Below are 22,196 nucleotides of genomic sequence, written 5' to 3'. Positions count from 1 at the left end.
GGCGAGAGTGCCGTTCGCCTCATCATGCGATTCGGAGAGAGAGCGAATGACTTCTGTGGAATCGGCGACGAGCGGAACCGGGCTCGGTGACATCGACCGCAACGCGGGACGGATCGACGTCGCCGAGAAGGCCATGATCAACAGCCGGGCCGACGTCAACCAGCTCCTGCCGCTGAAGTACGGCTGGGCGTGGGACAAGTATCTCGCCGGCTGCAACAACCACTGGATGCCCACCGAGGTGTCGATGCAGGCCGACATCGCACTGTGGAAGTCCCGCGACGGGCTCACCGCCGACGAACGCACCATGCTCAAACGCAACCTCGGCTTCTTCGCGACCGCCGAGTCGCTCGTCGCCAACAACGTGGTGCTCGCCGTCTACCGGCACATCACCAACCCCGAATGCCGTCAGTACCTGCTGCGTCAGGCGTTCGAGGAAGCCGTGCACACGCACACTTTCCAGTACGTCTGCGAGAGCCTCGGCCTCGACGAGGGCGAACTGTTCAACATGTACCGCGAGATCCCGTCGATCGCGGACAAGGACGCGTGGGCGCTGAACTACACGCAGAGCCTGGAGGATCCGGACTTCCGCACCGGCACTCCGGAAGCCGACCAGGCGTTCCTTCGGGATCTCGTGGCTTTCTACGTGGTGTTCGAAGGCATGTGGTTCTACACCGGCTTCGCGCAGATCCTCTCGCTCGGGCGCCGCAACAAGATGGTCGGCATCGCCGAGCAGTACCAGTACATCCTGCGCGACGAGTCGATCCACCTGAACTTCGGCATCGACTGCATCAACCAGATCAAGATCGAGAACCCGCACCTGTGGACCGACCGCTTCCAGTCGGAGATTCGGCGGATGCTCGCCGACGCGTGCGAGCTGGAGGTCGCCTACGGGCGGGACACGATGCCGCGCGGCATCCTCGGGTTGAACGCCGAGCTGTGCGAGCAGTACATGCACTTCGTCACCAACCGCCGGTGCGCCCAGCTCGGCCTCGACCCGGTGTTCGCGCCGACGGAGAACCCGTTCCCGTGGATGTCCGAGGCGATGGATCTTAAGAAGGAGAAGAACTTCTTCGAGACTCGTGTCACCGAGTACCAGTCCGGTGGTTCGTTGGAGTGGTGACACACGGGAGACGGATTCGCCCGCAGCGGGCGGATTCGTCTCCCCTCGTCACGCTCGCTTCGGCGGCCAGGGAAGGAAGCCGCTGGTGCGGTCGACGTAGGCGGCGTAGTCGGGGCGCCGTTGCCGCAGCCCCCGTTCGAGGATCGGCTTGCCCGACCCGGCCGCGAGCAGCCACGTCATGAGCACCGGCGACAGGAAGGTCACCGGCCCGAGCACCGTCGAGCACGCCAGCAGGTACAGCCCCCACCACACGCAGGCGTCACCGAAGTAGTTCGGGTGGCGTGTGTAGCGCCAGAGACCGGTGTCGAGCACCTTGCCCGCGTTGGCCGGGTCGGCCTTGAACCGCCGAAGCTGTTCGTCGCCGACCGTTTCGAAACCGAACCCGACCACCCACAGCGCCGTGCCCGCCCACAGCCACGGATTCGCCCACCCGTCGCTGACAGCGGGCTCGAATCCGCTGGCTCCGGCGGCGAACACGACCGGCAACGAGACGAACCACATGACGGCGGCCTGGGTCAGGTACACGCGGAAGTACATGCGCGGTCCCGGATCACCCGAGGCTTTCGCCGCCATCTCCGCGTAGCGCGCGTCCTCGGGGCCGGACAGGGAGCGTCGCAGGACGTGCCCCGCCAGCCGCCCGCCCCACACGACGGTCAGCACGACCGCGGTCAGCGACAGCGCCGAGACCGGCCCGGACAACAGCAGGGTGACCGCGGCGATCACGGCGAACCCGGCGCCCCAAGCGGCGTCGATGGTGTCGTAGCGTCGCCGCACCCTGGCCACGAGGAAGGTGACCGTCACGACCGCCCACGCGGTCACCAGTGCTGCGACGACCAGGCCGACGACACCCACGTCACCGCTCCGGACGGTGGTCGAGCAACGCGCGCCGTGAGGTCAGCGGAAGCCCGCTGACACCTTCGGAGGTGGGGCGCACGGACATGATTTGGTTGACACCCATCCTGTTCTCCTCGAACGCGAGTGCCCCGCCAGCCAAGTACAGGCGCCACACGCGCGCTTCCTCCGCACCGACGATCCCGACGGCTTCGTCCCAGCGTTCTTCCAGCGTGCGCGCCCACGGCCGAACCGTGTGCACGTAGTGCTCGCGCATCATCTCCACGTCGCGCACCTCGAAACCCGCCCGCTCCAAGTGGTCCAGCGTTCGGCCGATCGAGACCATGCTCATGTCGGGCGCGACGTAGTGCTCGATGAACGCTCCGCCGCCAGGTGCCGTCGCACCGCGCGACATCTGCTGGAGCACGAGCCGCCCCTGCGGCTTCAGGAGTGAGAACAGCTTCGCGGCGTACTCCGCGTAGTTCTTCTCCCCGACGTGTTCGCCCATCTCGACGGAGGCGACGACGTCGAACGGCGCGTCGTCGACTTCGCGGTAGTCCTGGTGCCGCACCTCGACGAAGTCGGCGAGCCCGCGCTGTGCGACCCGCTCACGGATGAACGCGGCCTGCTGTCCCGAGAGAGTGACCCCGGTGACCCGTACCCGGTAGCGCTCGGCGGCGAAGAGGATGAGCGAACCCCAGCCGCAGCCGACGTCGAGCATCCGCTGCCCCTCGACGAGACCGAGCTTGCGGCAGATGAGGTCGAGCTTGTCCTCCTGCGCCCGGTCGAGGCCGGTCTCTTCGGAGCCGAAGTACGCGCACGAGTACGCCATCCGCGGATCGAGCAGCAGCTCGTAGAGGTCGTTGCCCGCGTCGTAGTGGTGCGAGATCGCCGAGCGGTCCCGCCTGCGGCTGTGCAAGGAGCCGGACAGCCGCGCCTCCGCTTCGGGTGGCGCGGGCCGTGGTCCGATCGCGCCGAGCCGGACGGCGGTGGCGAGGATCCGGCGCCATTGACCGGGCCCGAACCGCAGCGAGCCCCGCAGCCGGCGCGCGAGCGCCCAGCACCGGCGCAGTGCCTCCGTGAGGTCGCCTTCGACGTCGAGATCGACGGAAACGTACGCCCGGGCCAGTCCGAGTTCCCCGGGAGTCCACACGACGTGACGCAGCGCTCGCCGACGGCGCAGCACCACGCGCGGAGTACCCTCGGGGCCGGCCGTGCTGCCATCCCAGGCGGTGACCCCGACCGGCAACTCGACCCCGAACAACTCCGCGACCAGTGCTTCGAGTCGTGCCGCTGCCCCGGAACGGCCACGCTGGGCCGTGGCAGGCTGGCCGGTGGTACTGCTTCGGTCCTGCGAGACGCTCACGATCACTCCCTGAGACACTCAGTGTCGGTGTTCGTCATTCGACACCATGTGGTGGGTAGATTGGCGAGAACGGAGGTTCGTGTGGCGGCTCACATCACCAAGCGATTCAAGTGCACGCTCCGAATACCTGGTATGCGCACCGATCGACCCGGAACGCCGAATCTGCGGGTGTTCCCGGCCGCCACGAACACTCCGCACACGGTCGTGCTCGTGTTGCACGGAGGGAAGGCCCACAGCCACCAGCGGGTCCGCCCTCGACAGCTCGCCTACCTGCGGATGCTTCCGTTCGCCAGGATCGCGCACCGGGCCGCGTCGGAGTCCGGTACCGCCGTGTGGCTGCTGCGCAACCGCATCCGCGGCTGGAACGGACCCGCCATGGACGCGGTGCAGGACGCTCGCTGGGCGATGTCGGAGATCGGATGCGTTCACCCGCACGCCCGCGTGGTGCTGGTCGGTCATTCGATGGGGGGCCGCGCGGCGCTCCGGCTCGCCGGTGACCCCCAGGTGACGGCGGTGTGCGCACTCGCACCGTGGATCGAGAGCGGCGAGCCGTTCGAGCAGCTCGCCGACCGCCCTGTCCTGATGGTGCACGGCGATCGGGACCGGATGACCTCGCAGCGCGCCTCCCAGTCGTACGCGCGCCGGGCCACCGCCGCGGGGCACGACGTGCGCTACGTCGTGATTCCGGGCGTGGGCCATTCGATGCTGCGCAAACGGGCCGAATGGGAGGGCCACATGCGCCGGTTCGTCCGTGCGACCTCCGCGCCGGACACCGACGACCCCGAACCGGCAGGAGTCGAGCGATGAGCGACGCACCGGGACGGGTCGCCGTCGTCGGCGCCGGAGTCTCCGGCCTCACCGTGGCGCACCTGTTGCAAGCGCGCGACGAGGTGACCTTGTTCGAGGCGGAGGACCGGCTCGGCGGCCACGCGCACACCCACGACGTCGCCACCACCGACGGCCGCACCGTCGCCGTCGACAGCGGGTTCATCGTCCACAACGAACGGACCTATCCGAACCTGCTGACACTGTTCGACGAGCTAGGCGTGTCCACACAGGACACTGAAATGTCGATGAGTGTCCGCTGCGAGGGCTGCGGGCTGGAGTACGCGGGGGCCAAGCGTCTCGGCGGACTGTTCGCGCAGAAGCGCAACGCCGCGAATCCGCGCTACCTGTCGATGCTGCGACAGGTCGTGCGCTTCCATCGTCAGGCCAACGCACTGCTGGACACCGACGAAGCCACCGGGGCGGAGGGGACGCTCGAGGAGTTCCTCCGAGCCGGTCGGTACAGCGACTACTTCGTCGACCACTTCGCGCTGCCGCTGGTCTCGGCCGTGTGGTCGTCGGACCGGGACAGCAGCAAACGGTACCCGGCGCGCTACCTCTTCGAGTTCCTGCGCCATCACGGGATGTTGTCGGTCAGCGGCTCTCCGACATGGCGGACGGTCGTGGGCGGCTCGCGCGAGTACGTGCGCCGCGTCGCGGACGGGCTCACCGCCGTGCACAGCGGCGTTCCGGTACGTTCCGTGCGCCGCACCGCCGACGGGGTCGAGATCCGCGACGAGTCCGACACCGTGCGGCTGGCGGACCGCGTCGTCCTCGCCTGCCACGCCGATCAGGCGCTGGCGCTGCTGGAGGATCCGACACCCGCCGAGGAGAAAGTGCTCGGCGCGTTCCGCTACTCGGAGAACGAGACCTGGCTGCACACCGACACCGCGCCGCTGCCTGCCGCGCGCGGGGCGCGCGCCTCCTGGAATCACCTCAAGACGAGCTGCGCCGCCGACACCGGCCGGGTACTCGTCAGCTACGACATGAACCGCCTGATGCGGCTCGACGAGCCCCGGGATCACGTGGTGACGCTCAACGCGACCGACCGCGTCGACCCGGACACGGTGCTCGCGCGGATGCGGTACCGGCATCCCCTCTACACGCCGGAATCCGTTGCCGCGCAACGCAAGCTGCCCGAACTCGGCGACGACCGCATCCAGTTCGCCGGCGCCTACCACGGGTGGGGATTCCACGAGGACGGCTGCGCGTCGGGAGTCCGTGCCGCCGAGGCGTTCGGAGTGGGGTGGTGATGTGAAGGTCACCGCGGAAACCACCCACCCCCGTTCCGCGAAGGACGTCGCGCCGGCGCTCTACGAGGTGACCGTGCGGCACACCCGGCACGGCAACGCCTTCGACGACGACGTCCGCACGCAGTTCCGGCATCGGCTGCACACGTGGCTCGTCGACCTCGACGACCTACCCCGCCAACCCTGGTGGTTGCGGCCGCTGGCCCGCTTCGACGCCCGCGACCACCTCGGTTCACCGCACCGCGGCATCCGGCAGAACCTCGACCGGTGGCTGGCCACCCAGGGAGTCGACCTGCGCGGCGGACGCGTGCTCATGCTCGCCCACGCCCGCGTGCTCGGGCACGTGTTCAACCCGATCACCGTGTACTGGTGCCACCACCCCGACGGCGATCTCGCCTGTGTCGTCGCCGAGGTGCACAACACCTACCGGGAACGGCACTGTTACCTGCTGCACCCCGACGAGAACGGCCTCGCCGAGACCGACAAGCGGTTCTACGTCTCCCCGTTCCTGCCGAACCACGGCCGCTACCGGATGCGTTTCGACGAGCCCGGCGACCGCCTGCACGTGCGCGTCGCGCTGCACGATGAACACGATCACCCCTTGCTGACCGCCGTGCTCACCGGAGACCGTCGCCCAGCGACCCGACGAGAGCTCCTCCGCGCGACGCTGCGGCACCCGCTCGTCCCGCACCGCGTCTCCGCCCTCATCCGCGCGCACGGCATCGGCATGGTGCTGCGACGGATCCCGATCACTCCCCGTACCCCGCACACACATCAGGAGGAGGTCCGTTGACCGCCGCGCCGACCCACCTCGCCCCCGCCGATTCCCAGGCCACCCCGCCCTGGGACGCCCTCGGTGCCGCCCCGAACTCGCCGCTGCGCGCCTACATCGCGCGACGGCTGTTCCGTCACGCCGTGCGGCACCTGCCCGTCCGGATCACGCTTCCCGGCGGCGTCACCCTCGGCGCGGGCGGCCCGGACGCGCCCCTGATGGACATCCTGCGCCCGAGCGCGTTCTTCCACCGGCTCGGCGCGGACGCCAAGATCGGCTTCGGCGAGTCCTACATGGCCGGTGACTGGAACAGCCCTCGTCTCGCCGACCTGCTGACCCCGTTCGCCGAACGCATGGCCACCCTCGTGCCCACCCCGCTGCAGGCGTTCCGCCGCTGGGTCGACGCCCCCAAACCCGGCACCGCACAGAACACCGCGCCGAACGCCCGCCAGAACATCTCCCGGCACTACGACCTGTCCAACGACGTGTTCGGCACGTTCCTGGACGAGACCATGACCTACTCCTCGGCGCTCTTCCGGGACAGCGCCGAGGACCTGCGTACCGCCCAGGAACGCAAGATCGACCAGATCCTCGACCTCGCCGGGGTCCGAACCGGAACCAGGGTGCTGGAGATCGGCACCGGATGGGGAGGGCTCGCACTGCGCGCCGCCGACCGCGGAGCGCAGGTCACCAGCCTCACCCTCTCCTCCGAGCAACAACAGCTCGCCCGCGAACGCATCGCCGCGGCAGGCCACGGCGACCGCGTCGACGTCCGGCTCGAGGACTACCGCGACGCCGAAGGCCAGTACGACGCCGTCGTCAGCGTCGAGATGATCGAAGCCGTCGGCTCCGAGTACTGGCCGACGTACTTCGCCACCCTCGACCGGCTCACCGCCCCCGGCGGCCGCGTCGGACTGCAGGCCATCACGATGCCGCACGACCGGATGCTGGCCACCCGCCGATCCCACACGTGGATCCACGAGTACATCTTCCCCGGCGGCGAACTCCCGTCCGTCGAATCGGTCGAACACGCCGCCCGCGACCACACCACGCTCGAGATCACCGACCGGCACGCGTTCGGGCTCAGCTACGCCGACACGCTCGAACGCTGGCGCGAGACGTTCGTGCACCGCTGGGACGACGTCGCCGCACTCGAGTTCAGCGAACGGTTCCGGCGGATGTGGGAGTTCTACCTCGCCTACAGCGAGGCGGGGTTCCGCTCCCGCTACCTCGACGTGTGGCAGTTCGGGTTCCGCAAGAACCGCGAACACGCCGCACACTGACGGAGACGACGACGAGGAGGCGCCATGGGCGAACCCAGCACACCCGATCAGCGCGGTGGCGCCTGGCTCGGCAGTGCCGAATCCGAGGCGCCCACCGCCCAACAACTCGTTGCCGAGGTCGCGAAAGGTGACGAACGGGCCTTCGAACAGCTCTACGACCACATCGCAGGCTCATTGTTCGGGCTCGTCCAGCGCATCGTCCGCGACGCCGCCCAGTCCGAGGAAGTCACGCAGGAAGTCCTGGTCGAAGTCTGGCGCACCGCCACCCAGTACCGCCCCGAACGCGGCACCGTCCTGACCTGGGTTCTCACCCTCGGCCATCGACGGGCCGTCGACCGCGTCCGGTCCGCTCAAGCCGCCACCGAACGCGAGGCCAGAGTCGGCTCCCGCGCCGAAGGACGCCCCTTCGACGAAGTCGCCGAATCCGTCGCCTCCAAGTGGGAACAGCAGCAGGTTCGACGCTGCATCGGCACCCTCACCGAACTCCAACGGGAATCCGTGATGCTCACGTACTACCGCGGTTACACCTACCGAGAAGCCGCCGGCCTGCTGGAGGCGCCGCCGTCGACCGTCAAGACCCGGCTCCGCGACGGCCTCATCCGACTCCGCGACTGCATGGGGGTTGCGTCATGACATCCGATCCGGCCCTGTTGACCGGCGCCTACGCTGTGGACGCGCTCTCGCCCGAGGAACGCCGCGAATTCGAGCGCCACATGTCCGACTGCCCGGAATGCGCCGAAGAGATCAGCGAGCTACAGGCGACCGCCGCGCGCCTCGGCGCCACCGCGGCCACCACTCCGCCCGAATCCCTCAAATCCCGTGTCCTCTCCGAGGTCGCCACCACCCGGCAGGCCCCGCCCACGGAACGCGAAGAACCGCGGCCGGAAGCCACGGTCACCCGAATCCCGACGCGCGCCGCCTGGGGCACGCGCCTCGCCGTCGCCGCAGCCGTGCTCGGCGTCGCCCTCGCCGGCGTGTTCGGTGCCATCGCCTACGACAGCCACCAGCAGCGCACCGTGGCCGAGCAGCAGATGCAGGACGTGCGTGAGCGTGGCGCGACTATGACCGAGATCATGGAAGCGCCGGACGCAGAGACTCTCACCGCCAGCGAAGGCGGCCTGCGTGCCACCACCGTCCTGTCCGACGGCATCGGCAAGGCGATGTTCCTGGGCAACGAGGTCACCCCACCGCCAGAGGGCAGCGTCTACCAGCTGTGGTTCATCGGCGAGTACGGGTACGAGTCCGCCGGGCTGCTCCAGCAGGACCCGTCCGGAAGCCTCGACCCGCTCATCGCGCAGCTGCCCGCCGAGACCCAGGCCATGGGCGTCACCGTCGAACCCACCGGCGGGTCACCGCAACCGACGACGAACCCGGTGCTCACGATGGACGTGCCCGCCTGATCCCGACGGGAGCTCGGCGGCCGGGGTCAGCCCACCACGGCACCTTCGGCCGCCGACCCGACCAGCTTCGCGTACTTGCCGAGCACGCCCCGCGTGAACCTCGCCGGGTTCGGCTCCCAGTTCTCCTTGCGGCGCTGCAGTTCCGCGTCGTCCACGACGAGATCCAGGGTTCGGGACCGCAGGTCCAGCCGAATCCGGTCGCCGTCCCGGACGAACGCGATCGGCCCGGCGTCCGGGGCCTCCGGGGCGACGTGGCCGATGCACAATCCGGTCGTGCCGCCCGAGAAGCGACCGTCGGTCAGCAGCAGCACGTCCTTGCCGAGCCCCGCGCCCTTGATCGCACCGGTCACCGCCAGCATCTCCCGCATCCCGGGACCCCCACGGGGACCCTCGTAGCGGATCACCACGACGTCTCCCGCCTGCAACGAGCCGTCCTCGACCGCGGCCATCGCGTCCTGCTCTCCGTCGAACACGCGCGCCGTTCCGTCGAACTCGTCCGTGTCGAACCCTGCGCTCTTCACCACCGCACCCTCCGGTGCGAGCGAGCCACGCAGGATCGTCAAACCACCGGTCGGGTGCAGCGGGTTCGCCAGCGTGCGCACCACCTCACCGTCGAGGTCCGGCGGATCCAGTTCGGCCAGATTTTCGGCGACGGTCTTGCCGGTGACCGTCATGCAGTCTCCGTGCACCAGGCCGGCGTCGAGCAGCGCCTTCATCACCACCGGAACCCCGCCGATCCGGTCCACCGTCGGCATCACGTGCCTGCCGAACGGCTTGACGTCCGCCAGATGCGGAACGCGGTCGCCGACCCGGCTGAAGTCCTCCAACGTCAACTCGACCTCGGCCTCACGGGCGATCGCCAGCAGATGCAGCACCGCGTTCGTCGAGCCACCGAACGCCATCGTCACCGCGATCGCGTTCTCGAACGCCTCACGCGTCATGACGTCGCGTGCGGTGAGGCCCTTGCCGATCATCTCCACCACCGCACGACCCGCCTGGCGGGCGCCGGAGTCGCGACGACGGTCCACCGACGGCGGGCTCGCCGACCCCGGCACCGACATGCCCAACGCCTCCGCCGCGCACGCCATGGTGTTCGCGGTGTACATCCCGCCGCACGCCCCCTCACCGGGGCAGATCGCCCGCTCGATGCGGCCGACCTCCTCCTCGCTCATGAGGCCGCGGGCACACGCCCCGACCGCCTCGAACGCGTCGATGATCGTGACCTCGCGGTCGTCGACGCGACCGGGCAGGATCGAGCCCGCGTAGACGAACACCGAGGCGAGGTCGAGCCGCGCCGCCGCCATCAACATGCCCGGCAAGCTCTTGTCGCACCCGGCGAGCAACACCGAGCCGTCCAGCCGCTCGGCCTCCATCACCGTCTCCACGGAGTCCGCGATGATCTCGCGCGACACCAGTGAGTAGTGCATGCCGACGTGCCCCATGGAAATGCCGTCGGAGACCGAGATCGTGCCGAACTCCATCGGGAAACCACCCGACCCGTGGACGCCCTCCTTGCTCGCCTGCGCCAGGCGTTGCAGGGAAAGATTGCACGGGGTGATCTCGTTCCACGACGACGCCACGCCGATCTGCGGCTTCGTGAAGTCGTCGTCCTGCATGCCCACCGCGCGGAGCATGCCCCGAGCCGCGGTTCGTTCGATCCCGTCGGTGACCTCATAACTGCGGGGCTTCCGGCCGGCCTGCTGGTGCACGTTCGCGCTCATCTTCGGGACTGTAGTCTTCCCGTCATCGACGAGCAGTGGCGCCCTCCGGCGAACGTCGAAAGGCATCCTGTGCACAAAAAACGGAGGGGCTGGCCGTGGTGGCCAGCCCCTCCGTGTGGGTGGAATGTCGGCGGTGTCCTACTCTCCCACACCCTGTCGGGTGCAGTACCATCGGCGCTGGAGGGCTTAGCTTCCGGGTTCGGGATGGGTCCGGGCGTTTCCCGCTCCGCTATCGCCACCGACACACTCAACACCACCCCCGGCAACCCCACACGGGTGGGGGGGTGGAAGTCTTGATGTGTTGTGCGTATTCAACTGTGCCGAGCCCCCGGGCCCACACGTGTGTGTGGTGGGGGTGGTTGTTGTTTCAGATACCGTATAGTGGATGCAAGATCGCGTGGTTGTCGCGTGTGTTTGTGGTGTGGTTGTGGTAAGTCCTCGGCCTATTAGTACCCGTCCACTCCGCCCATTACTGGGTGTCCATGTCGGGCCTATCAACCCACTGATCTGGTGGGGGCCTTAACCCACAACGGGGTGGGAGACCTCATCTGGGAACGGGCTTCCCGCTTAGATGCTTTCAGCGGTTATCCCTTCCGAACGTAGCCAACCAGCCGTGCCCCTGGCGGGACAACTGGCACACCAGAGGTCCGTCCGTCCCGGTCCTCTCGTACTAGGGACAGCCTTCCGCAAGTCTCCTACGCGCGCGGCGGATAGGGACCGAACTGTCTCACGACGTTCTAAACCCAGCTCGCGTGCCGCTTTAATGGGCGAACAGCCCAACCCTTGGGACCAACTCCAGCCCCAGGATGCGACGAGCCGACATCGAGGTGCCAAACCATCCCGTCGATATGGACTCTTGGGGAAGATCAGCCTGTTATCCCCGGGGTACCTTTTATCCGTTGAGCGACACCGCTTCCACCAGCCAGTGCCGGATCACTAGTCCCTGCTTTCGCACCTGCTCGACCCGTCAGTCTCACAGTCAAGCTCCCTTATACACTTACACTCAACACCTGATTGCCAACCAGGCTGAGGGAACCTTTGGGCGCCTCCGTTACCCTTTAGGAGGCAACCGCCCCAGTTAAACTACCCACCAGGCACTGTCCCTGAACCCGATCAGGGCCCGAGGTTGAGATGCCCGGAACGACCAGAGTGGTATTTCAACAACGACTCCACACCCACTAGCGTGAACGCTTCACAGTCTCCCACCTATCCTACACAAGCCGAACCAAACACCAATACCAAGCTATAGTAAAGGTCCCGGGGTCTTTCCGTCCTGCCGCGCGAAACGAGCATCTTTACTCGTATTGCAATTTCACCGGGCCTGTGGTCGAGACAGCGGAGAAGTCGTTACGCCATTCGTGCAGGTCGGAACTTACCCGACAAGGAATTTCGCTACCTTAGGATGGTTATAGTTACCACCGCCGTTTACTGGCGCTTAAATTCTCCGCTTCACCACCCAAAGATGGTTAACGGGTCCTCTTAACGTTCCAGCACCGGGCAGGCGTCAGTCCGTATACCTCGTCTTACGACTTCGCACGGACCTGTGTTTTTAGTAAACAGTCGCTTCTCCCTGGTCTCTGCGGCCACACCCAGCTCCCCACGCACGGTGGATCACCAGACATGGCCCCCCTTCTCCCGAAGTTACGGGGGCATTTTGCCGAGTTCCTTAACCACAGTTCACCCGACCGCCTCGGTATTCTCTACCTGACCACCTGTGTCGGTTTCGGGTACGGGCCGTGCACACACATCGCTAGAGGCTTTTCTCGACAGCACGGGATCACCCACTTCACCACCACGGCTACGCCTCACCTCTCACCCACACGCTGCCCGGATTTCCCTGGACAACGGGCTACAGGCTTACACCGGTACTACCACTCACCGGCAGGGCTACCCTCCTGCGTCACCCCATCACTTGACTACTACCCACTCAGGTCCCACGCACCACCAACCAGGATCCGAAGACCCCCGTCAGCAGCGGGTGGTTAGTCTCACGGGACTCGCCATGGGCGCGTGCACACGGGTACGGGAATATCAACCCGTTCTCCATCGACTACGCCTGTCGGCCTCGCCTTAGGCCCCGACTCACCCTGGGCGGACGAACCTGCCCCAGGAACCCTTGGTCATCCGGCGGCAGAGATTCTCACTCTGCTCTCGCTACTCATGCCTGCATTCTCACTCCCACACCCTCCACACCCCCTCACAGAGATGCTTCACCGGATACAGGACGCTCCCCTACCCACCCACACACAGTGTGAGCGACACGGCTTCGGCGGTGTACTTCAGCCCCGCTACATTGTCGGCGCAGGACCACTTGACCAGTGAGCTATTACGCACTCTTTCAAGGATGGCTGCTTCTAAGCCAACCTCCTGGTTGTCTCTGCGATCCCACATCCTTTCCCACTAAGCACACACTTCGGGGCCTTAGCCGGTGTTCTGGGCTGTTTCCCTCTCGACGACGAAGCTTTTCCCCCGCCGTCTCACTGCCACGCTCCACCACAGGCGTATTCGGAGTTTGGCTGACGTCAGTAACCCGTAAAGGCCCATCAACCAACCAGTGCTCTACCCCACCCGGGCACCACGCAACGCTGCACCTAAATGCATTTCGGGGAGAACCAGCTATCACGAAGTTTGATTGGCCTTTCACCCCTACCCACAGCTCATCCCCCAGGTTTTCAACCCTGGTGGGTTCGGGCCTCCACACGGTCTTACCCGCGCTTCACCCTGGCCATGGGTAGATCACTCCGCTTCGGGTCTGCACCACGCGACTCCAACGCCCTCTTCAGACTCGCTTTCGCTCCGGCTACCCCACCCGGGTTAACCTCGCCACGCAGCAGCAACTCGCAGGCTCATTCTTCAAAAGGCACGCCATCACCACCACCCCAACAGGGGCAGCCACAGCTCTGACGGATTGCAGGCACACGGTTTCAGGAACTCTTTCACTCCCCTCCCGGGGTACTTTTCACCATTCCCTCACGGTACTCTCCACTATCGGTCACCAGGCAGTATTCAGGCTTAACGGGTGGTCCCGCCAGATTCACAGCGCCCTCCACGGAAACACTGCTACTCGGGCACGCCATCACACACACCACGCAGATTTTCGCCTACGGGACTCTCACCCACTCCGGCCAGGCATCCCAACCTGTTCAACTAACCCACGCAGCCACGCTGAAGGGCCGGCAGACCCCTCCAACAACGCCCCACAACCCCGCACACGCAACCCCTGCCGGGTCTCCCACATGCACGGTTTAGCCAACCTCCGCTTTCGCTCGCCACTACTCACGGAATCACAATTGTTTTCTCTTCCTACGGGTACTAAGATGTTTCACTTCCCCGCGTATACCCCCCACACCCTATACATTCAGATGCAGGTAACCCGACATCACTCGGGCTGGGTTTCCCCATTCGGACATCCTCGGATCACAGCTCGGTTGACAACTCCCCGAGGCATATCGCAGCCTCCCACGTCCTTCATCGGCCCCTGGTACCTAGGCATCCACCGTGTGCCCAATACAACTTACACACAAACCAGAAACACAAGACAAAAACAAGATGCTCGCATCCACTATACAGTTCTCAAACAACAACCAGACAACACACACCCGTGTGTTCCCTCAAAACCCAACAGTGCACCGACATCACGACCAACCCCACCCACAACACGAGCAGAACCAGCCGACCAGTGATTAGCGTTTCCACAACTCTTCGAGCACACCCACCACACGGAACATCCGCCCATGCACAGCAGGCACACCCCACACCCAGCACAGCCACACACGCAACACGCACGCAACCACACCAGACATGGACACGATGTTTGCTCCTTAGAAAGGAGGTGATCCAGCCGCACCTTCCGGTACGGCTACCTTGTTACGACTTCGTCCCAATCGCCGGTCCCACCTTCGACCACTCCCCCCGGACAACCGGTTGGGCCATGAGCTTCGGGTGTTACCGACTTTCGTGACGTGACGGGCGGTGTGTACAAGGCCCGGGAACGTATTCACCGCAGCACTGCTGATCTGCGATTACTAGCGACTCCGACTTCACGAGGTCGAGTTGCAGACCCCGATCCGAACTGAGACCAGCTTTATGGGATTCGCTCCACCTCACAGTATCGCCACCCATTGTACCGGCCATTGTAGCATGTGTGAAGCCCTGGACATAAGGGGCATGATGACTTGACGTCATCCCCACCTTCCTCCGAGTTGACCCCGGCAGTCTCCCGCGAGTCCCCACCATCATGTGCTGGCAACACGGGATAAGGGTTGCGCTCGTTGCGGGACTTAACCCAACATCTCACGACACGAGCTGACGACAGCCATGCACCACCTGTACACCAACCACAAGGGAAACCATGTCTCCACGGCAATCTGGTGCATGTCAAACCCAGGTAAGGTTCTTCGCGTTGCATCGAATTAATCCACATGCTCCGCCGCTTGTGCGGGCCCCCGTCAATTCCTTTGAGTTTTAGCCTTGCGGCCGTACTCCCCAGGCGGGGCGCTTAATGCGTTAGCTACGGCACGGAAACCGTGGAAACAGTCCCCACACCTAGCGCCCAACGTTTACGGCGTGGACTACCAGGGTATCTAATCCTGTTCGCTCCCCACGCTTTCGCTCCTCAGCGTCAGTATCGGCCCAGAGACCCGCCTTCGCCACCGGTGTTCCTCCTGATATCTGCGCATTTCACCGCTACACCAGGAATTCCAGTCTCCCCTACCGAACTCAAGTCTGCCCGTATCGACCGCACGCCCACCGTTAAGCGGCAGGTTTTCACGGCCGACGCGACAAACCGCCTACGAGCTCTTTACGCCCAATAAATCCGGACAACGCTCGCACCCTACGTATTACCGCGGCTGCTGGCACGTAGTTAGCCGGTGCTTCTTCTACACCTACCGTCAAAACCCCACAACAGGGCCCCTTCGTCGATGTCGAAAGAGGTTTACAACCCGAAGGCCGTCATCCCCCACGCGGCGTTGCTGCGTCAGGCTTTCGCCCATTGCGCAAGATTCCCCACTGCTGCCTCCCGTAGGAGTCTGGGCCGTGTCTCAGTCCCAGTGTGACCGGTCACCCTCTCAGGCCGGCTACCCGTCGTCGCCTTGGTAGGCCACTACCCCACCAACAAGCTGATAGGCCGCGGGCTCATCCCATACCGCCGGAACTTTCCACCCACCCCCATGCGAGGACAGGTCCTATCCGGTATTAGACCCCGTTTCCAAGGCTTATCCCGAAGTACAGGGCAGATTACCCACGTGTTACTCACCCGTTCGCCACTCATCCACCCCCGAAAGGGCTTCAGCGTTCGACTTGCATGTGTTAAGCACGCCGCCAGCGTTCGTCCTGAGCCAGGATCAAACTCTCCAACAAGGATCATTCAAAACCTGACCAACAAAAACAGTTGGCACAAAAACAAAACCACCCAACCCACACAACGCAGGCCAGGCAGCCAAACCACCAACCACAAAACATCGGCACACTGTTGAGATCTCAAAGAACACACGCACAACCCAGCAACCCCACAACAAGGCCACCAAGCAAGCGTCATCGTTATCGCGTCCGGAACACTTCCGCGTTCCGTTCTGGCTCCACCCTAACCCACACGGATCTCAGCGACTCACCGGGGGGCCACCCGACCCGATCGGGCCGGAACCTCACCCGACGAACCACATCGGGGAACCACATACAACTATTATCAAACCCCACCCGCGCCACAACCACCGACACATCGGCAGCCACACTGCGAGGCAAGGAAACACGGACCGCTACTGCAGCACCACAACCGTGCCACCTTCACGATCCCCAGCACCCGGTCCGAACCCGGCCCGTTCCGTGCTGGCGATGAATAAGTTACACCAACCCCAACACCCACCCAACACCCATCCCCGCGTTTAGCATCTTCGCAGGTCATCGGACGATCTTGGCGTTGTCGCCGAATCCGCCGCATCATCGGGGGTCGAGACACCCGCTTGGCTGCGGGCACACGAACTCTCGACCGACGACCTCTCCTTCGGGGGATCATCGAAAGCATGGGGCCGAGTACGGGCACCCGGGCAGGTAGTCTGCCGAGCCGACGAGGAGAACGGGGGTAACAGTGGACTCCACACCCATCTACACGGAGCTGCAGCACACGCTGATCGACCCGGAGGACGACAACTGGGCGCCCAGCGCTCCACCCGAGTTCGCGTCCTCGCTCGCAGGCGAGTCCGACAGCGAGAGCGGATCGGAAACCCGGAAAGCGACGCCCCGCACCGGCGGACGGCGTCGCCGCGCCGAGGACTGACCTCCCGGCTCGCCGGAGTGCGTGCCAGGACGCCGCGGCGGCGGTGCGCACTCCGGCGAGCCGCGGTCGGCGTAGTTCGGTGAAAAGGTGTGCGCGCTCCGGCCGGACGTCAGTCCGCGGCGGAGAACTGCGGGAGGGACACCGCTGCGACGCGCTCCACGGGTGCCGGTTCTTGGACAGGCTCGCTCGGAAGTCGATCCGGGTCCGGGACCGGCTGTGCGCCCTGCGGTTCGGCCGCAGCGGCCGACGTCGGCTGTTCGTCGTCGTCGCGGTGATTCAGACGTTCGCGCGTCCGGCGCGCGGCGCCGCGAATCTGTTCGGTGAGTTGACGGTTCGCACGACGGTTCCGCTGATCCTCGCGTTGCTGCCGGGAACTCTTCTGTTCGGACTTCTCGGTTTCGTCCGAGTTCTCGGCCGTCGCGGTACGGGCCCGCGGAATGTATCGACCGAAGACGGCCCGCAGCTGCTGTGCGTGCCGATCGTTGAGATCGATCTCGTACGTCACGCCGTCCAGCGCGAAAGTGATGCTCTGCTGCGCTGGTGAACCGTCGATGTCGTCGACGAGTTCCACCTGAATCCGCTCGGCCATGATCACCTGTCTCGGGAACGTGCCCCGCCTCGAACCGCGACACTTGCAGGCCGGACGCACCGACCCGGGTCCACTTCGACTCTACCCTTCCGGCTCGCCGCCTCGTGGACAACGATAGAACAAAGCTGCCCCGCGCGGGAAACCGACATCGGACCGACTACGTCACGATGGGACGCACCCGCGACGACGTGCGGGTTCGAGTCGTCGCGGATACCGGCAAGCAACGGGGCGGACAAACGCGGACGTGGCAGAACCACGGCAGCCCCGGAACCGTTCGCCCGAACGAGTTGGCATATTCTCGGCACAATCGTTTATCGTCCGCCGGGCCGTGTCACCGGCGTGGCACGTGCGCGTACGAGTACAAATCGCAGCGAGGGGTTAACCAGTGGCGCAGAAGGTCACCGTTCATCTGGTGGATGACATCGACGGGTCCGAGGCGAGCAAGCACGTCGAGTTCGGTTTGGACGGAGTCGACTACACGATCGACCTTTCGGACGAGAACGCCGACGCACTGCACGAGGCACTGGCGTCCTACGTGGCGAACGCCCGCAAGGCCGGCGGGCGGAAACAAACCGGTGGCCGTCGCAAGAACGCCAAGTCCCAGGCCGCGCAGAACACCGCAGACCGCGAACGCAATCAGGCGATCCGGGAGTGGGCACGCGAGCAGGGGACCCAGGTTTCGGACCGCGGGCGTATTCCGGCCGAGATCGTCGAGGCCTACGACAAGGCCCACTGACCGACCGCTCCGCGTGGGTCCCCACACACCCGGCGACCGTCGTCGCCCTCACAGTGCTCCGGCCGGCCGTCCTGGGTGCATCGAGGCTGGGACGGCGTGCCCGCGAGACGTATCATCCGCTGCATCCGTAGAGAGGGCCAACCGTGGACTACGTGGTGACGGCAGGTCTCGAACCGCCGGTCGAGGCGACGGACCTGGACGGGTTGCAGCAGGAAGGTGTCGTGGCGCTGCTCGATCGTCAGCTGTCGCAGGTCGAAGGGGTCGCGAACGACGGTGACGACATCGACGTCCTCGACTACCGGATCACCGCACGCGAGCGGGGCACCACGGTCGTGCTCGCGTTGGACGCCCCCTCGTTGAATTCGGCCGAGCAAGGTGCGGCGACGGTCCTCGACGAGTTGCTCGGGGAGACGGAACTGCTCGTCGGCTGGACGGTGTCGCGCTCCGAGGTGCGGATCACCGAGGACGAGTTCAACCAGAGCTTCTCCGGTCGCGACTCGGACGACGTCGAAGAGGCCGCGCTGCACGCCGCGATCGAGGAGGCACTCGGCGGGGACACCGAGCACGGCTCCGAGGAACCCGCGCTCGACACGACACTCTGGCGGGAGCGCCTCGTGGCGCTCGCTCCACAACTGGCCGCGTTCTCGTCCGAGGTCTTCTCCGATCCTTCGGGTGAGGTGGCGCACGAGGATCGACTGGTCGCGGCAGGAGCGGTCGTGCACGCGGTACGGGTGGTCACCGACGAACTCTTCTACGACGAACTCGCGCTGTCGGTGAACAACGCGACCGTCAAGGACGCCGTCGGTCTCCTCGTACTCGAAGAACTGCCGCCGTGCTACGAAGAACGGTACGACGCCCTGTTCACGCGAGCCCTGTTGCTCTCGTCGGCGTCGGTGGCGCAACGCCTTGCGAACCGGGGTTGGCATCCGCCGAGCACGGTGGCGGAGGCGCTGGCGTTGCGGCTCGTGGTCAACGAGGCTCGCGTATTGCTCGAGGCCGCCGAGTTGATGGACTGGGAACGGAGCGGGCGCGTGTTCACGACGTTCGACGCGGCAGCCCGAACCGGTGTGCCGCACGAGGATCTGTTCGAGGTCGACGTCGTCTTCCCGCCGTCCGACGACACGCTGACGGAACCGATGCGGCAGGCGCAGGAGGCACTGCGCTCACGTGGCCTGGCGTTCGAACAGTGGTTCGAGCCGTGGCCGGGGTCGTCCGAGCAGGGACCGGACGACACCACCGGACTCCACCCGTACCTTCGGGCGGTGTCGTCGTGAATCCGTTGGTGTGAACGGCACTGTCGCCTCAACCGACGGGGCGAGAGTGCCGTTCGCGCCGGTTCAGAAGCGGGTGGGGCGCAGGAGGGCGTCGACGCCGCCGTCGATGGGAATCTGGGCGCCGTGCACGTAGGCGGCGTTCGGCCCGAGCAAGAACGTGATGCCCGCGGCCACCTCGCTCGCCGCGGCCCAACGAGGGATCGGAGCGACGAGATCCCGGATCGCGTCGCCGTAGCGCTCGTCCCGCAATCCCGCCTCCAGCAACGGTGTGCCGACCGAGCCGGGTGCCACCGTGTTGAGCCGGACCCCGGCAGCTCCCCACTCGGCGACTCGTCTGCGCACTGCGACGGTGAGGGCGTTCTTCGCGCCGGCGTAGGCGAGATGTCCCTTGAGGTCGCCGAGTTCGCCTACCACCGTTGACGCCGCCTCTTCGTCGTCGGCGTCGACCGCGGTCGCGAACGGATTGTCCTCCCAGGACACCATCGTGGACGCGAGCGAGGAGACGACGACCGCCGCAGGCCTCACGCCGTTGCACAGTGCCGGGAACAGGCCGTCGAGCAGTGCCGTCGTGCCGAAGTAGTTGACCGACACGATCCGCTCGGGTACGTCCACGTGCGGGCCGAGACCGGCGCAGAGCACGAGTCCGTCGAGAGTGCCGGAACAGCGTCGTAGTACGCCGTCCACGGCGAGCTGCCGTCCCTCCGGCATGCTCAGGTCGGCCTCGACGTCGGCGTCCCGCAGGTCCAGTCCGATCGGCTGGTGTCCCTCGGCGCGCAGCGATTGGCACGTCGCGGCGCCGATGCCGGACGCAGAACCCGTGACCAGTATCAGTCCCATGTGGACTCCTGTCCTTCTCGGTCGCGGGTCATGTCGTCCTCGCGAGTACACATTCGGTCCGTCGGTAGATCGTCGGCATGCACTTGTTGCAGTGGATGCACAGCGACCGGGCGGAGCGGGAGGAGCGCAGCCGTCGCGGCAGGTCGGGCTCCCGCAGCAGCGCCCGCGCCATCGCCACGAACGAGAAACCCTCCGCCATCGCGAGTTCCATCGTCTCGGTCGAGGTGATGCCACCCAGTAATACCAACGGCATCCTCACGCGTTCCCGGAACTGACGGGCCCGGTCCAGCAGGTATGCATCCCGGTACGGGTAGCTACGCAGAAAGCCCCGCCCCACGACGCGAAGCACCGCGCCGACCGGTTTCGGTTGCACGCCCGCGAATTCGCGGACCGGGACGTCGCCGGTGAACAGATACATGGGGTTGAGCAGAGAACTCCCCGCGGTGAGCGTCAACGCGTCCAGACTCCCGTCGCTCTCGAGCCAGGAAGCGACCGTGAGGCTCTCGTCGAGCCAGAAGCCACCGGGGACACCGTCGTCCGTGTTCAGTTTCGCGGTGATCGCGATCCGGTCGCCGACTTCGTCGCGCACGGCCCTGGCGATCTCGCGGGGAAACCGGGCGCGGTTCTGCAGTGAGCCGCCGTAGCCGTCGCGGCGCCGGTTGAGCAGCGGGCTGAGAAAGGAACTCGCCAGGTAGTTGTGTCCGAAGTGGATCTCCACGGCGTCGAATCCGGAATCGGCCGCCAGCCGCGCCGCCTCGGCGTGGGCTCGAACGACGCGCGTGATGTCGTCGGCGGTTGCGGCGAGGACCCGCTGCATGCTCAGTGGGCTGAACAACCCCGACGGGGCGATCGCGGGTGCGCGGTTGGACGCACCGTTGGCGACTGGTCCCGCGTGGCCGATCTGGGCGCTGACGGCCGCGCCCTCCGCGTGCACGGCCTCGGTCAAGCGGCGCAGGCCGGGAACCGCCTCCGGTCGCATCCAGATCTGGTGTCGATCCGTGCGGCCCTCGGGAGCGACCGCGCAGTAGGCGACGGTGGTCATCCCGACGCCGCCCGCAGCGTGCCGCCGGTGGAACTCGACGAGCTCGTCGGTCACGAGCGCCTCGGGGGTCCGTCCCTCGAACGTCGCCGCTTTGATGATCCGATTGGGCATCGCGACGGGACCGAGCCGGGCAGCGCCGAACACGTCGGGAGCGGTCATGGCGCGGCCTCCAGTCCTGCTGCGACGAACGTCCGCAGCGCTTCGAGTCCGGTCGGATTCTCACGTGGTGTGTCCGCAGCCGGGGTGCCGACGACGTGCAACGTCAGGTCGAAGGCGAGCATCAGTCGCTCCCGCGCCTGGGACTCGGTGAGCCCGGGCCGCGCCGAGCACAGGAGGTCGACCCACGGCTCGATCCGGAACCACCGGGACGTCCAGCCGACGTCACGCCTGCCGAGCACCAGTCGCGCGAGCAGATGCAGGTGCAAGCGACCACGTGGGTGCTCGACGAGTCGTCGCAGCGGACCGAGAACGACGTCGACGAGTTCCGCGGTCGCCGGGGGACGACCGGCGTCACGGCGTGCCGCGAGCTCGGCCAGTTCGTCCTGCCACAGCGGGGTCAAGCGGGCTTCCAGCAGCGCCGCGATCAGGGCGTCCTTGGACCCGAAGTGGTAGTGCACGGCTGCGGGATTCATCCCCGCTTCGGCGTTGATCGCGCGCACGGACACGGCGTCACACCCTGAACGCAGCAGGAGCTCTTCGGCTGCGTCGAGCAGACGTGCCCGAGGGGAGCGTTCGGTCTGGTTCACGGTCACGACCCCAGGGGACCGCACCCACACCCCGTGAGTCAATCACTGCTTGAACCGCCGATGGACTCACGACTGTGGCCAGACGGCGGGCCGGCAGTTCTCTCCACCGCCTACGCAGCGGACCACCGGC

The 22,196-nt window shown here is 66.2% G+C and carries 17 protein-coding genes and 3 rRNA genes; 10 read left to right on the top strand and 10 right to left on the bottom strand.

The genetic code is table 11. The features are described 5' to 3' along the window. Positions 1 to 46: 46 nt before the first annotated feature. Complete coding sequence (locus GIY23_RS05655) at positions 47 to 1,120, top strand: ribonucleotide-diphosphate reductase subunit beta (RefSeq protein ID WP_154075689.1); 1,074 nt, start codon at positions 47 to 49, stop codon at positions 1,118 to 1,120. A 48-nt stretch (positions 1,121 to 1,168) separates the two neighbouring features. On the opposite strand, the gene GIY23_RS05650 is transcribed toward GIY23_RS05655, so the two are convergent. After that, entirely contained in the window at positions 1,169 to 1,972 is an 804-nt protein-coding gene (locus tag GIY23_RS05650; RefSeq protein ID WP_154075688.1) for a DUF1295 domain-containing protein, read from the bottom strand. A gap of 1 nt (position 1,973) precedes the next feature. Next, positions 1,974 to 3,200, bottom strand: a complete 1,227-nt coding sequence (locus GIY23_RS05645) for a cyclopropane-fatty-acyl-phospholipid synthase family protein (RefSeq protein ID WP_323847502.1) — start codon at positions 3,198 to 3,200, stop codon at positions 1,974 to 1,976. A gap of 249 nt (positions 3,201 to 3,449) precedes the next feature. Here GIY23_RS05645 and GIY23_RS05640 point away from each other — a divergent pair, with 249 nt between their 5' ends. From GIY23_RS05640 to GIY23_RS05615, 6 genes are read left to right on the top strand one after another with little or no spacing between them, the layout of a single operon-like run. Next, a complete protein-coding gene (locus tag GIY23_RS05640; RefSeq protein ID WP_154075686.1) occupies positions 3,450 to 4,124 on the top strand; it encodes an alpha/beta hydrolase in 675 nt (224 codons plus the stop codon). Then, positions 4,121 to 5,395 carry an NAD(P)/FAD-dependent oxidoreductase gene (locus GIY23_RS05635; RefSeq protein WP_154075685.1) on the top strand — a complete coding sequence of 425 codons (1,275 nt, stop codon included), beginning with the start codon at positions 4,121 to 4,123 and terminating at the stop codon, positions 5,393 to 5,395. The genes GIY23_RS05640 and GIY23_RS05635 overlap by 4 nt, the downstream gene beginning before the upstream one ends. A gap of 1 nt (position 5,396) precedes the next feature. After that, positions 5,397 to 6,185, top strand: coding sequence for a DUF1365 domain-containing protein (locus GIY23_RS05630; protein ID WP_154075684.1), 789 nt, complete (start codon positions 5,397 to 5,399; stop codon positions 6,183 to 6,185). Beyond that, the gene (locus tag GIY23_RS05625) at positions 6,182 to 7,447 is read left to right on the top strand and encodes an SAM-dependent methyltransferase (RefSeq protein ID WP_154075683.1); all 1,266 of its coding nucleotides are present in this window, start codon (positions 6,182 to 6,184) and stop codon (positions 7,445 to 7,447) included. Before GIY23_RS05630 ends, GIY23_RS05625 begins: the two co-directional genes overlap by 4 nt. Positions 7,448 to 7,471: 24 nt before the next feature. Next, positions 7,472 to 8,080 carry an ECF RNA polymerase sigma factor SigK gene (gene sigK / locus GIY23_RS05620; RefSeq protein WP_154075682.1) on the top strand — a complete coding sequence of 203 codons (609 nt, stop codon included), beginning with the start codon at positions 7,472 to 7,474 and terminating at the stop codon, positions 8,078 to 8,080. Continuing rightward, entirely contained in the window at positions 8,077 to 8,847 is a 771-nt protein-coding gene (locus GIY23_RS05615; RefSeq protein ID WP_154075681.1) for an anti-sigma factor, read from the top strand. Before sigK ends, GIY23_RS05615 begins: the two co-directional genes overlap by 4 nt. Before the next feature lie 26 nt (positions 8,848 to 8,873). Here the strand turns inward: GIY23_RS05615 and ilvD are convergent, their stop codons facing one another. The 4 genes from ilvD to GIY23_RS05595 all read right to left on the bottom strand — a co-directional run bounded on the left by ilvD (position 8,874) and on the right by GIY23_RS05595 (position 15,929). Then, a complete protein-coding gene (ilvD, locus tag GIY23_RS05610) occupies positions 8,874 to 10,568 on the bottom strand; it encodes a dihydroxy-acid dehydratase (RefSeq protein WP_154075680.1) in 1,695 nt (564 codons plus the stop codon). Positions 10,569 to 10,693: 125 nt separating this feature from the next. Then, positions 10,694 to 10,811: ribosomal RNA gene (rrf, locus tag GIY23_RS05605) — 5S ribosomal RNA — on the bottom strand. A 182-nt stretch (positions 10,812 to 10,993) separates the two neighbouring features. After that, positions 10,994 to 14,088, bottom strand: a 23S ribosomal RNA gene (locus GIY23_RS05600). A 305-nt stretch (positions 14,089 to 14,393) separates the two neighbouring features. Further along, positions 14,394 to 15,929, bottom strand: a 16S ribosomal RNA gene (locus GIY23_RS05595). The 16S, 23S and 5S rRNA genes sit together here, the layout of an rRNA operon. Positions 15,930 to 16,653: 724 nt before the next feature. Here GIY23_RS05595 and GIY23_RS05590 point away from each other — a divergent pair. Continuing rightward, positions 16,654 to 16,842, top strand: coding sequence for a hypothetical protein (locus GIY23_RS05590; RefSeq protein ID WP_154075679.1), 189 nt, complete (start codon positions 16,654 to 16,656; stop codon positions 16,840 to 16,842). 109 nt (positions 16,843 to 16,951) lie between these two features. On the opposite strand, the gene GIY23_RS05585 is transcribed toward GIY23_RS05590, so the two are convergent. Next, on the bottom strand, positions 16,952 to 17,431 hold the full coding sequence (locus tag GIY23_RS05585) for an Lsr2 dimerization domain-containing protein (protein WP_154075678.1): 480 nt from the start codon (positions 17,429 to 17,431) through the stop codon (positions 16,952 to 16,954). 385 nt (positions 17,432 to 17,816) lie between these two features. Between GIY23_RS05585 and GIY23_RS05580 the strand changes: the two genes are divergently transcribed. Both GIY23_RS05580 and GIY23_RS05575 read left to right on the top strand, forming a co-directional pair. Next, positions 17,817 to 18,167: a histone-like nucleoid-structuring protein Lsr2 gene (locus GIY23_RS05580; RefSeq protein WP_154075677.1), complete on the top strand. Its 351-nt coding sequence runs from the start codon at positions 17,817 to 17,819 to the stop codon at positions 18,165 to 18,167. A 143-nt stretch (positions 18,168 to 18,310) separates the two neighbouring features. Then, positions 18,311 to 19,441, top strand: coding sequence for a hypothetical protein (locus GIY23_RS05575; protein ID WP_187352036.1), 1,131 nt, complete (start codon positions 18,311 to 18,313; stop codon positions 19,439 to 19,441). Between the two features lie 63 nt (positions 19,442 to 19,504). Here the strand turns inward: GIY23_RS05575 and GIY23_RS05570 are convergent, their stop codons facing one another. Genes GIY23_RS05570 through GIY23_RS05560 form a run of 3 tightly spaced genes read right to left on the bottom strand, consistent with a single transcriptional unit; the run spans position 19,505 to position 22,072 of the window. Further along, entirely contained in the window at positions 19,505 to 20,278 is a 774-nt protein-coding gene (locus tag GIY23_RS05570; RefSeq protein ID WP_154075676.1) for an SDR family oxidoreductase, read from the bottom strand. A gap of 28 nt (positions 20,279 to 20,306) precedes the next feature. Further along, a complete protein-coding gene (locus GIY23_RS05565) occupies positions 20,307 to 21,479 on the bottom strand; it encodes an NADH:flavin oxidoreductase (RefSeq protein WP_154075675.1) in 1,173 nt (390 codons plus the stop codon). Beyond that, positions 21,476 to 22,072 (bottom strand): TetR/AcrR family transcriptional regulator, encoded by a 597-nt coding sequence (locus tag GIY23_RS05560; RefSeq protein ID WP_228717565.1) that lies wholly within the window; start codon positions 22,070 to 22,072, stop codon positions 21,476 to 21,478. Before GIY23_RS05560 ends, GIY23_RS05565 begins: the two co-directional genes overlap by 4 nt. Between the last annotated feature and the right edge of the window lie 124 nt (positions 22,073 to 22,196).

Origin of the sequence: Allosaccharopolyspora coralli, assembly GCF_009664835.1 — a bacterium.
GTDB classification, from domain to species: domain Bacteria; phylum Actinomycetota; class Actinomycetes; order Mycobacteriales; family Pseudonocardiaceae; genus Allosaccharopolyspora; species Allosaccharopolyspora coralli.
Note: the sequence above shows the minus strand (reverse complement) of the source record. Positions and strands in the feature narration are given on the sequence as shown.

Excerpts from the sequence above, each read along its gene's own strand:
- GIY23_RS05655 (WP_154075689.1), top strand. The coding sequence starts at position 47 with ATGACTTCTGTGGAATCGGCGACGAGCGGAACCGGGCTCGGTGACATC.
- GIY23_RS05640 (WP_154075686.1), top strand. The coding sequence starts at position 3,450 with ATGCGCACCGATCGACCCGGAACGCCGAATCTGCGGGTGTTCCCGGCC.
- GIY23_RS05635 (WP_154075685.1), top strand. The coding sequence starts at position 4,121 with ATGAGCGACGCACCGGGACGGGTCGCCGTCGTCGGCGCCGGAGTCTCC.
- sigK (WP_154075682.1), top strand. The coding sequence starts at position 7,472 with ATGGGCGAACCCAGCACACCCGATCAGCGCGGTGGCGCCTGGCTCGGC.
- GIY23_RS05615 (WP_154075681.1), top strand. The coding sequence starts at position 8,077 with ATGACATCCGATCCGGCCCTGTTGACCGGCGCCTACGCTGTGGACGCG.
- ilvD (WP_154075680.1), bottom strand. The coding sequence starts at position 10,568 with ATGAGCGCGAACGTGCACCAGCAGGCCGGCCGGAAGCCCCGCAGTTAT.
- GIY23_RS05585 (WP_154075678.1), bottom strand. The coding sequence starts at position 17,431 with ATGGCCGAGCGGATTCAGGTGGAACTCGTCGACGACATCGACGGTTCA.
- GIY23_RS05570 (WP_154075676.1), bottom strand. The coding sequence starts at position 20,278 with ATGGGACTGATACTGGTCACGGGTTCTGCGTCCGGCATCGGCGCCGCG.
- GIY23_RS05565 (WP_154075675.1), bottom strand. The coding sequence starts at position 21,479 with ATGACCGCTCCCGACGTGTTCGGCGCTGCCCGGCTCGGTCCCGTCGCG.